Source organism: Sphingobacterium sp. GVS05A (genome assembly GCF_019969845.1).
Taxonomy (GTDB): domain Bacteria; phylum Bacteroidota; class Bacteroidia; order Sphingobacteriales; family Sphingobacteriaceae; genus Sphingobacterium.
The window spans coordinates 45,929-58,253 of the sequence record NZ_JAHXYR010000009.1 but is presented as its reverse complement, the minus strand read 5'-3'; the positions used below and the strand labels follow the sequence as shown (position 1 = coordinate 58,253).

Here is a 12,325-nt window from a genome sequence, read left to right as displayed (position 1 = left end):
ACCCTCCTTCCATGATCAATGAATTCTTAAACAATCGTATGCATAAAATTATCTGAACATGTTTTTGACACACCCGTTTATATTACCGTGCTTATTTCAACAATTGAAACTCTTTATGCTGGTGACATTTCGTTATTCCTAACTTTCTGTATAATATCAAACAACTTACTTGTGACAACTCGACGTTCTTGGTTACAATAGCCATGTTTACTAGCTCCTTATCTCACCAACACAATAACATCTGAGGTCAGCTAAAGCATCTTCACCATGATACTATAACACTACATATTCAATACTTCACGCATACTGGAGCCCTATTTTGTCAACGAAGTATCATTTACCGATCTATATCAAAAAACCCTAATTTTTGTCGAATATTAATAAATATTCAAAAGTAAACACAAAAATCTAAGCTACTTTACCATTTTTTAATGAAAATGTTAATTTTTTTTTAAATTTACTCGCTACTAGCTCCTTATGAAAGACACCAAATCATACCAATACCAAGAACTTCTCCCCCTTATACAACAAGGGGATCAGCGAGCTTTTTCGGCATTATATGATTTATTTGCCCCCGATCTTACTTCTTTTATAGCAAAAAAAATCAGCAGCCGTGAAATCGCTGAGGATATCCTACATGACCTTTTTATTTCAGTATGGAAAAATAGGGCTTTCATTGCAGAAATAGAGTCTCTTCCGGCTTATCTATTTAGTTCTTGCCGCTATTTGGTGCTTGCCCATTACCGCAAAGAGATGAAAATACAGATTACTCAGGGCATTGAACATCTTGAGTTTGAAGACCAATCCATACCAATCGAGGATCGACTTTATTACCGTTACATCATCGACATTGTTGCCAAAGAAGTAGAAAATCTTCCTCAAAAATGTCAAGAAGTATTCAAGTTGAGCCGCGAATATTATATGAGTAACAAAGAGATTGCTATAAAATTAGGAATCAGTGAATCCACTGTAGAAAAACATATCAACAAGGCTATTCGCCATTTACGCACCGCAACAGGTAATCTATTTCACTTTATCTTATTCTTTTAGTTATCCGCAATCTTCTATTAATGAAAAAAAATATTTTTTTTCATTTTGAGTGGAGGCTCCTTCCTTTTTACATCACTTGTATTATAACCAACCAGTATAACGTTGCGATTTATGAAGCAAGTGAAAGAATTATATAGGCTGATAAGCATTTTTCTGAGCCGATCCGAAAATATTGAGGAACGTAAACAACTTTTTAAGTGGTTTGATCAGCAATCGGCTGGTCAAATACCAGCAGAACAGTTTTCTACCATCCAGAAGAATGTGAAAAATCGCTTGTTAGCAGAAATTGCCGTAATAGAAAAAAAATCCAATAATATAAAGTACATAAGGACTATCAGTACAGCAGCAGCCGTATTGATAATCGCTTTTTTCACCTATAGATACTGGCCTGCAACTGAGCACATTGCTTCCAACAAACTACTCGCGTCGATTCCTCCAGGAAGCGAGAAGGCTATTATCATCCTAGCAGATGGCAAACAGATCAATCTCGATGAGTTATCGCTAAATCAGAGAATCCAAGTCGGAGAGACAATTCTAACAAAAGATGCTCAGGGGAAAATCAGTTATCGAAATGCCACTACCGGAAAAATTATTCCGCAACAAAACACATTAAAAACTCCTAAAGGAGCAACCTATGAACTCGTTTTAGCAGATGGCACATTGGTTAGTCTCAACGCTGACTCGAAGCTAACTTATCCTTCTTCATTTGAATCGGGAGACCGTATTGTCGAGTTGGAAGGTGAAGCTTATTTTCGGGTAACAAAAACAAAAGACCGCAAAGGTTTCATTGTTAAGACAAAAAACCAACAAACGAAGGTCCTCGGCACAAAATTTAATATCAATGCCTATTCAGATGAAGAAGGTGTCCGTACCAGTCTAGAAGAAGGTTCAGTGATTGTTTCCAAACAGCGCAGTGCCGTTAAGTTAAGGCCCAACGAGCAGGCATTTTCCGAGAACGGAAAACTCCGTTCGAAGACCATCAATATAGACCAAGTACTTAGTTGGAAAAGCGGTCAATTCTGTTTTGATGGGACAAATACATCTGAAGTATTTAAAGCAATCGCAAGGTGGTATGATATAGATGTCACGTATAATGGAACGAGCAATGCCAGTCAATATCGTGGGAAAATTCCCCGGAATTTAAGTTTAGATAAGCTTATTCAGCTTCTGAATTATGCAAATATCCAAACAAAAGCTGTTATATGGAAGAATAATAGAATCAACTTAATCATCACATAACCAAAATTATTACTGAAATGAAAAGCGAAAAACTACCACCCTAATTCCTGGCTATTGATATCAATAAAGACGGATCCTGTTGGCGCAGAACCCGTCCAACTTATTGGTATTAAAGTATCGTCTAACTTCTAAATTATTAACACGTTAAAACCAAACGAATTTAATGAAATTTACCTTAACTCCGTTCATTAAGAAGGAGAAAGATTTTCATTCGACCAATTTGGACGCTAACCTAGCATCCTATATATGGCGAATTTATGAAAAACAAAAGCCTCTTTGTGCGCGCCCATTATCTAGATCTCTCATGAGGATCAACTTAATCACCCTACTACTAGGCCTAGGTCTGTCTCAAGTAGATGCAAACACCTATGCCCAACAGATTAGCTTAAAAAAGCAAAAATCGAGTCTGGAATCGATCTTAAAAAACCTCGAAAAACAGAGCGGTTATTCATTTTTTTACAAGAAAAATGAGATCAACCAGATCATCGACTTAACTGCTGAAATCAAGGACACCCCCTTTAAACAAGCGTTAAATGTTATTCTTAACAAAGCAAATCTGTCTTATGACTTTTTTGATAAAACAGTAGTTGTTAAAAAAAATACAGAAAGGCAACGACAAATAACTAGAATAACATTAGTTCCAGAACGAGTCGTCCTAACCACGCAACAACAATATGTAAAAGGAAGAGTAATTGATGACGAAGGGAGACCGGTCTCGGGAGCATCAATTCGCCTTAAAGAAGATGCACGAAAAGGCGTTATGAGTCTCCCTGACGGAAGCTTTGCATTGCCCATATCTTCACTAAACGAAATTCTGGTTATAACTTCCTTGGGCTACGAAAGACAGGAAATTAAAGCGAGCTTAAATCCAGATAAGATGGTTATTCGCTTAAAAAAACAAGAAAACGCTCTTGAAGAAGCAGTTGTTTCTACAGGTATTTTTAAGAAGGAAGATAAAAGCTTTACTGGGGCATCGCGTACGATCACGACAAAAGAACTGCGGCAATATGGCGCCAGAAACCTCGTAACCTCTTTACGCAATATCGATCCATCATTCAATATCATTGAGAATAACCTTTTCGGTAATGACCCCAATCGGCTTCCAGAAATTCAGATGCGTGGTAATTCCAGTATCCCAAATGTGAATGAAATTCAAAGCGAATCCGCAAGCCAACTCAACACACCGCTCATTGTTTTAGATGGTTTTCAAACCTCTCTCCAGGCACTGATTGATATTAATGAGAATGATGTCGCTTCAATTACCCTCTTAAAAGATGCTGCAGCGACTGCACTTTACGGTTCACGGGGTGCTAATGGTGTCATTGTCATTACAACAAAACTTCCACGGCCGGGCAAATTAAGATTAAGTTTTGGTACTGAGCTAAAAGTGGAAAACGCTGACTTATCTGCTTACCACCTTCTTAACGCAAAAGACAAACTTGAACTAGAACGTATTACCGGACTTTATAACTCACCCAATGCAAGTGCGGATATACCCAATAAACGTTACTATAATTTTCTGCTAGATGAAGTTAATAGCGGGGTAGAAACGGATTGGATGGCCATCCCATTACGTACTTCTTACGCTTTGAGAAGTAATTTAAGATTAGAAGGAGGAGATAACCAGTTCCGATATTCTGCCGGTATTCAAAATAATAACACGGCAGGTGTGATGAAGGGTTCTTCCAGAAATACGTTAAATGGATCCATCACCTTATCCTACACCTATAAAAATTTAATATTTAGAAATTACTTAAATATCAATAACATTAAAAATCAGCAGTCACCATATGGATCATTCAGTGATTATTTTGAACTGAATCCGTATTGGCGGCCGTACGATAAAGACGGAAATGTCAATAAAGTCTTGGGTGACCCCGGTACGACAGACTATTCAAATATATGGACTACCCTCCCAACGAACCCATTATATAATGCTACTCTAAAAACATTTGACAAAGGAGAACAAACAGATATAACCAATCAGACTGCTGTCGAATGGTCGATTCAAGAAGGATTAAGATTAATTGGTAAATTCAGCTTTACGAAATCGGATAAACAGTCCGATGCGTTTAAACCGGCAGAACATACTGACTTTGCCAATTATACTGGAGTTGATGTCTTTAGAAAAGGAGCTTATTGGATTGGTCTCAATCGTGGAATGAAATACGAGGGAGCTTTAAATCTATCCTACAGCAAAAAAATAAAAGAAAAACATCAGGTTTTTGTCGGAACAGAGGCGAATATTTTTCAGGATAACACATCGCAACTAACAAACGCCGCAGAAGGTTTTCCAAACAGTGATCTTGATTTTCCATCGATGGCACTGCAATATATGAAAGATGGAAAACCTTCAGGAAACGAATACTACTATCGCACAGTAGGTTTCGTTGGAAATGCCAATTATAACTTTGATAACCGTTATTTTATTGACGGCACATTCCGAATGGATGGCTCATCACAATTTGGCGCCAACAAGCGTTTTGCGCCTTTTTGGTCAGCAGGTCTCGGTTGGAATTTGCACGAAGAAAAGTTCTTTAAAAAGAATGAAGTCGTCAATCGACTTAAATTGCGTGGATCTGTAGGGACATCCGGATCTACTAAGTTTAATACCTATCAGGCATTGACGACCTATAGCTACTACACTTCAGATAGGTACTATAATTGGCTGGGAGCTTATGTCTTGGGCCTCGGCAATCCGGATCTAAAATGGCAGCAGGTGCTTAAATACAATATCGGAACCGATATCGACCTTTTCGACCGTTATTTAACTTTACAGGCCAACTATTATATTGAAAACACCAATGACCTCGTTTCGTCCGTTAATACCCCCGCATCAAGTGGTGTAGGCTATTATACAGCCAACATCGGAAAATTACGAAATAAAGGATTCGAGTTATATGCGACAGTCTATCTGATAAAAAAGCCAACCGGTTTAACCTGGTCGGTATCTGGTTCAATATTGCATAACAAAAATAAAGTACTTGAAACTTCACAAGCATTAAAAGACGCACAGAAAACACTTCAGGGGGATCTCTATAATGCCAACAAAATGTATATCGAGGGATATTCTAGCAACGCTATTTGGGTCGTCCCATCCCTGGGAATAGACCCGAGCACAGGTAAAGAGCTTTATCTCGCTGCTGATGGCACACCAACCTACACCTGGGCCTCAAAAGATGTTACTGCTGTCGGAAACACGGACCCTAAAGTTTGGGGTAATTTCAATACGATGTTACGCTACAAAGGATTCACCTTTACCGCCTCATTGGGATACCGTTTTGGAGGTCAAACTTATAATAGAACGTTGGCTGAAAGAGTCGAAACTAGCAGTTACAAATATAATGTCGACGAACGCGTCTATACTGGTCGATGGCAAAATCCTGGCGACTATGCCCCATTCAAAGGATTATTAAACACAAATCCAACCTATAAAACGTCCCGATTTGTCCAAGATGAAAACACCATTTATGCAAGAAGTTTCAATTTCCAATATGATTTTCGCTACATGAACTGGGTAAAGAAAATCGGCTTCGAAAACGTCAATATAGGGCTGGATGTATCTGATCCATTTATCATTTCTAGTATCCGCCAAGAACGAGGAACAAATTATCCATTTTCGAGGCAGGTAACGTTTAGTCTTAACGCAACATTTTAACAAAATGAAAAAACATATCATATTAGCGAGTTTAATAAGTTCTCTATTTTTAGGTTCATGCAATAAATTTTTGGATGTCCTACCTCGAACCCAAATACCGGCGGATAAGTTATTCGATTCCGAACAGGGTTTTAAAGATGCATTAACGGGTGTTTACATTTCTGCGAAAAGTAACACAGCCTATGGGAAGGCCTTAACTTTCGGGACCATAGAAAGTTTAATCTCAAGCTGGGATGTAACCACAAACACCTTGGAACAACAGCTCGGACTTTTCAATTATTCCGACAATCGCGTAATTGATCAATTCAATGCCATATTTGCAAAGCAATATGCAACAATCGCGGCAATAAACTCTATTCTGCAGAATCTAGAATCCAATAAATCCATCTTTAAGACAGACGGAGTATATCAGGTAATCAAAGCAGAATGCCTGGGTTTACGCGCCTATATCCACTTTGATCTTATGCGGCTTTATGGCCCCATGCCCACTGAATCTGGGATCGGAAATCAGCTCGCTTATGTAACCGAATTCAACAGAGAAATCCATCAACATATTTCTTATGAAGAATATAAAAGCAAAATTTTCACCGATCTGAAACAGGCGGAAGAACTTATCAAAGAATTCGACCCTATGCTTTCCTATTCCATGAATGATGTGCGAAATCCAAATGGTTTCGGAAGCAATTACAAATCATTGGACGACTTCTTATCTTATCGCAATATGCGCATGAACTACTACGCAATGAAAGCTTTGGAAGCCCGTGCAAGTTTATGGTATGGCGAGAAACAAAATGCGTACAACGCAGCAAAGGAAGTGGTCGAAGCAAAAGACACGAATGGAGATCTGAAGTTCAAATTAGCAACCGGAAAAGAATTTACGGCAACGAATTATATTCTTACATCTGAACAGATATTCGGACTCTACGCTTTTGATTTAGCGAAAACCTATACTGATAACTTTGGCAACGCGACATATCGCAAGGGAACTTCTGCAACAACTATTACAAATCAATTATATGGTAATACTGGAACTGATTTTAGAGAATCATCGCTTTGGAATATCGTTACCTTGGCAAATGGTTCCAAATACAATGTGATTAGAAAGTTTTGGGTTACTGCCGACAATGTGACTGTTTTAACAGATTATAAACAACTTCCTATGCTACGTACCAGTGAACTTTATCTCATTTTAGCAGAAACAGCTCCGTTCAGCGAAGGGGTAGAATACTTAAAAACATTCAGGGCAAATCGGAATATATCAAATCTTACCATACCAGGGGATGTCCCAACATTACAAAACGAGATTATCAAGGAATACCGGAAAGAATTCTATGGTGAAGGACAGGCTTTTTATGCTTACAAAAGGCTCAATGTTCCCAAAACGTTAATCCTGTTTGCACCATCTACAGCAGTTGTAAACTACCTTTTACCCATGCCAACAGTTGAATCAATTAATTAATCACCATTATGAAACCATATTTTTTATTAATTATAGTTGGTATCGCATGCATCTTGTTCAATAGCTGCAAAAAAGACCAATATTATATATTTGATGATATCCCACGATTGCAATTTGGACCACCCATTTCTACTCTTAAACTCAATGAATATACCGATTCGTTAAAATCTGAAACATTCTTTTACGAAGCAGAGGATACTCATCAAGATACCGTGTATTTTGATATCTATACCGTTGGAGAAACATCGAAAAAGGACAGAAAATATCAGCTTCAACAAATACAGCTAAATGGAGTGGAAAATGCTATTCCAGGAAAACACTTCATTGCTTTTGATGATCCTGCTGTTGCGAACCTCTATATTATCCAGTCCGACTCTGTACATGCAAGAGTGCCTATCGTAATCTTAAGAGATGGAGAATTAAAAAACAAAACTGTCAATCTTGGTATTTCGATCGTTACTAATGAGAATTTTGCTATTGGTGAACCCACTAAATCTTGGCGAAAGTTACAATTTACCGATCGTCTTAGCCAACCTAATGCCTGGACAGCCTCCTATTCAACCTATTATTTCGGAGCATACAGTGTTCGGAAACATGAATTCATGATTGAGGTTACCGGTCAGCGTTGGGATCAAAATTTTATATCCACTCTTCCCTTGGATCAAATGAATTATTATAAATCTATCCTTGGAATGGCGGTGATAGATTACAATAAGCAACATCCGGATGCACCTTTACGTGCAGAAAATGGTGACCTCATTACTTTTCCTAATTAAACTAAGCGATGAAAAAGATAAATATTTACATATTACTCCTTGGCTGTCTCTCCATTTTAGCTTGTTCAAAAGATAAAAGCAACTATGACTACAGCGAAGCCGAGCATATCGAGATTGAAGGCATTGAAGCAAAATATGCTGTCATTTCGCTAAAAGATACCTTAAAAATTTCTCCAACAGCAAAATCAAATAAAGACGGTGAATTAGAATATAGATGGGGATTTTACGAAACAAATGTTCAAGGCAGGTCTGAACCATTGGATACAATCGCCCGGAGCCAAAACCTCCGCTACTTTATCACCGAGGACGCCAAGGACTGGATAGCGGTCTGCATCGTTAAAAACAAAAAAACTGGTTATAGCCAGTACAAAACTGCCACCGTAACGGTAAGTACACAGTTTACACGGGGCTGGTATGTCCTTAAAGATGACGGCAACAATTCAGATTTAGACCTATACCTTACCCCTCAAAATAATGTGGTAAATGGAAAAATCGAAAATGTATACAGCGCGGCAAATAATCACAAAATCGAAGGAAAGGCAAATTTTATTAGCTTTTCTTCAAGTTATAAAAGCAATATCTTAAATCCCGCTTCTTATTCAAATACACGGGCATTATTTCTTGTTACAGACAAAGATGTACAAGCCATTAATATCAATAATCTAAAGAAAATAAGAGACAAGCAGAATCTATTCTTAGGAGGAGCCCAAACGATATCTGGAACTACGGGAGCTTTTTTAGGAAGTAGTGCCAATTATATTCTTAATAATGGACAGCTATATAACATCTATGCTATGAGCGCCAATACTGGACAGTTTGGAAACAAGGCGATGATCGATGGAAACAATAGTACTTACGAATTGTCAAAATTTATGATCTCTGGAGCTAGTAACGACCCCATTCTATTCGACAATTTAGGCGGAAATTTTGTCACGCTGGCTAATGGATCTGGATCCACTATGACCATATTTTCGGATGATAAGGACAACGATATCGGTACCAAGAATAATAATCAGAAAGCGCTGTTTATGGGTATGAAATCAAATATCTACCTACCTGATCCCGATTATTATTATAAAACTGTCGGATATGCAATTTTGCAGGACAAAACTGACCCAAGTTTAAAATCCCTCTGTGCATTAGAAAAAAACAAGTATGTCTTAAAAATAAAAAAAGATAGCATAGGACCTTCCTCCAAATTATACGATGCGAGCCTGCATACATTATTATTTGAAGATGAAAACCTTCTCTATTTTGTCAATAACAATCAAGTATATAGCAAAAATCTTAGCAATGGTTTTGAACAATTGCAGTTTAATGCCCCTGGGGGAGAACAGATCACCTTTATCAAACATCTAAAATATTCAGAATCAGGATATGCTTTCAATTTCTTCGTAGTTGGAACAAAAATCGGATCGAACTATAAAATCAGAATGTTTACAAAAAGTTCTGGGAATCTAGATTCGAATCCAGTCCAAACACTTGAGGGAGCCGGTACAGCGCGGGCGATAATCTATATTGCTCCCCCCGTCTCTGACTATACTTACCCTTGGTCTTATTAGTCCTTAATTACCTTAAAATACTAAAAATGAAAAAACACATCATAACCGTTATAACATTACTTACCACAAGTGTTGCCTTTGCTCAATTACCAGTTCTAATCAAAGGAACAATTGACAAAGAGTTTATCAAACCAGTCAAACTCTTCAAGGTCGTTGAAGGCGATATGGTAGAGATCGCTTCTGCACAACCACAATTGAATAAAAAGTTCGGCTTCACCTTCTATCCTGAGTACGAGGGATTTTATGCTATTGGTTCGGGAACAACAGGCAGTCAAACAGATAATAATATCTTCTATTTTAAGCCGGGCGATCAACTCGAACTGACCGTCTCTGAAAAAAACTACCAATTGACCGGCACAAATAACAGTAAGGAAAACCAGATTCTCAACCGTTGGCACGACGAAGTCAACCCAATAGAACAAAAGGCCTTCAATTGGATGAAAGTCCAAAGTACTTTTGTCGATTTCTTCCCGGATTTAGAGACCGTAGTTGCGAAAGCAAATACTTTCACGAGAAATAATAAAAGTGGAAACTCCAAATTTGACAGCAGATTACAAGATTATATCCAATGGGACCTTGCTGCCAATGCTACAAACTTTCTCAATACCCCACGTTCGGCACACCCTGCAGTAGAAGAATATACGGATTACTACAAGAGTCTCCCGTTGACCAATTTTGCAAAAAATGCATCGATAGTCTATCAAATGCCTTGGGGAAATCGCACGTTGGGCGGCATCTCATCGGTAACCCGTCGCACGGCAAATATTCCTTACGAAAAAGGGATTGCAGGCCTACAAAAAGATATGCAGCTTCTTCCCAACGACACCTTAAAAGGAGACGTTGTCTTGAGTTATCTAGCCAGACAAAAAGATTATGCTAGTTATAAGGAAGCTGCAGATAAATACCTCTCCTATTTTTTAACAGCAAGCCAAAAGCAACGCGCGACAGGGATCATGAATGACATGGCTCAATTAAAAAGTGGTGACCAGGGGCTTAACTTTTCTTTCCCAGACAATAATGGAAAAACTGTGAAATTCGCTGATTTAAAAGGTAAAGTTGTATTAATAGACGTATGGGCAACTTGGTGCGGTCCCTGTAAAGCAGAGATACCACATCTCAAAAAGCTTGAAAAAGAAATGCACGGAACCGATGTTCAAGTGGTGAGTATCTCCGTTGATGAGGAAAAAGATAAAGCCAAATGGTTAAAAATGATTAAAGACGAGCAACTCGGTGGTCTTCAGCTTTTTGCTTCCGGATGGGGTGATTTTGCCAAATATTACAAAATCACAGGCATTCCACGCTTTATGGTTTTCGACAAACAAGGTAAAGTTGTCACCATAGACTCACCACGTCCATCGAGCCCAGAATTAAAACAACTCCTCGAAAAAGTATTAGCAACGAAATAGGCATGAATAAACTTTGGATTTACTTCCTATTCTTAACGTTATCCCCCTCGCTTCTATCTGCGCAGGGGGACAGCGTTACAATAAAAGGGAAAATAACGTCACCTGCAGTAGACCCTGTAGCAAAGCTGAGCATATCATTTATCGACACGCAAGGTAAAAGACAAGGTTTCGCAACTCCAGTAAAGGATAGATCATTTGAAATCAAGATCCCAAAACAAGCACAGGTAGTTGATGCTACCTTACGTACCATTGGCAAAGATCCAAATGCCAGCGCATTACAACAGGTCATGCGCTTTCCTCTCAATGTGTTTATTTTTGAAGATGATATCATTATAGACGGTAATGCCGAGGAACTTGATTTAGCGCAGGTCAAAGGTGGAGAGGAAAACAATAAATATAATAACCTGCGTCAGTCTACAGCAGGATTTGTAAAGCAAAAAAATAGATTATACAGTCCAATTCTCGAGGGAAAGATAAGTACTGAATCTCCAGAAGGTAAAAAGATACTTGAACAGCTTAGTCAATTGGGTAAAAAAGAAAATGATCTTCAGAAAAAATTCATAGAAAATTACACTGAATCCTATGTCAGTTTATTTTTGCTTTACAGAATGAAGTCTAGCTATACTTCCGAAGACTATAAATTAGCATTTAATCGTCTTGCTTCGAATTACAAATCAACAGAGATGGGTAAAGCAATAGCGTCGACAATTGCAAAAGAAACCGTGACCGCGAAAGGGAAAGCGGCACCACTATTTACACGGACAACTGCCCACGGAACTCCTTTTAAATTAGAAAAGATGCAGGGCCGCGTTATTCTCTTGGACTTTTGGGGCAGTTGGTGTGGCCCATGCCGTGCAAGTATGCCACACCTCCAACAGCTTTACAGTCGTTACAAAAACAAAGGCTTTGAAATTATCGGTATTGCCCAAGAACGAGGTAAAACACTTGATGAGTCAAAAAACAGCTGGTACAAAGCTATAGAAGAACTCAGTTTACCTTGGACAAATGTGCTAAATAACGAGAACAAGGAGCAAATGGATATTGTAAAAGAATATCAGATCAGCGGTTTTCCAACAAAAATTCTAGTGGATGAAAATGGAAAGATCATTTTACGGGTTATTGCCTCAGCAACAGATGATATTGACATTGCACTGAAAAAGATCTACGGCTACTAA

General features: G+C 38.3%; 8 protein-coding genes. All 8 read left to right on the top strand.

Annotated elements, in window-relative coordinates; genetic code table 11:
- Window positions 1–477: 477 nt before the first annotated feature.
- The 8 genes from LC454_RS20640 (at window position 478) to LC454_RS20605 (ending at window position 12,325) form a co-directional block, all read left to right on the top strand.
- Entirely contained in the window at window positions 478–1,050 is a 573-nt protein-coding gene (locus tag LC454_RS20640) for an RNA polymerase sigma factor (protein ID WP_223584301.1), read from the top strand.
- Window positions 1,051–1,161: 111 nt separating this feature from the next.
- Entirely contained in the window at window positions 1,162–2,289 is a 1,128-nt protein-coding gene (locus tag LC454_RS20635) for a FecR family protein (protein ID WP_223584300.1), read from the top strand.
- Between the two features lie 304 nt (window positions 2,290–2,593).
- The gene (locus LC454_RS20630; protein WP_223584299.1) at window positions 2,594–5,947 is read left to right on the top strand and encodes a SusC/RagA family TonB-linked outer membrane protein; all 3,354 of its coding nucleotides are present in this window, start codon (window positions 2,594–2,596) and stop codon (window positions 5,945–5,947) included.
- A gap of 4 nt (window positions 5,948–5,951) precedes the next feature.
- On the top strand, window positions 5,952–7,406 hold the full coding sequence (locus LC454_RS20625) for a RagB/SusD family nutrient uptake outer membrane protein (protein ID WP_223584298.1): 1,455 nt from the start codon (window positions 5,952–5,954) through the stop codon (window positions 7,404–7,406).
- 8 nt (window positions 7,407–7,414) lie between these two features.
- Window positions 7,415–8,182 carry a DUF4843 domain-containing protein gene (locus tag LC454_RS20620; protein WP_223584297.1) on the top strand — a complete coding sequence of 256 codons (768 nt, stop codon included), beginning with the start codon at window positions 7,415–7,417 and terminating at the stop codon, window positions 8,180–8,182.
- 8 nt (window positions 8,183–8,190) lie between these two features.
- Window positions 8,191–9,744, top strand: a complete 1,554-nt coding sequence (locus LC454_RS20615; protein ID WP_223584296.1) for a PKD-like family lipoprotein — start codon at window positions 8,191–8,193, stop codon at window positions 9,742–9,744.
- A 26-nt stretch (window positions 9,745–9,770) separates the two neighbouring features.
- Entirely contained in the window at window positions 9,771–11,150 is a 1,380-nt protein-coding gene (locus LC454_RS20610) for a TlpA family protein disulfide reductase (RefSeq protein WP_223584295.1), read from the top strand.
- A 2-nt stretch (window positions 11,151–11,152) separates the two neighbouring features.
- Window positions 11,153–12,325, top strand: a complete 1,173-nt coding sequence (locus tag LC454_RS20605; protein ID WP_223584294.1) for a TlpA family protein disulfide reductase — start codon at window positions 11,153–11,155, stop codon at window positions 12,323–12,325.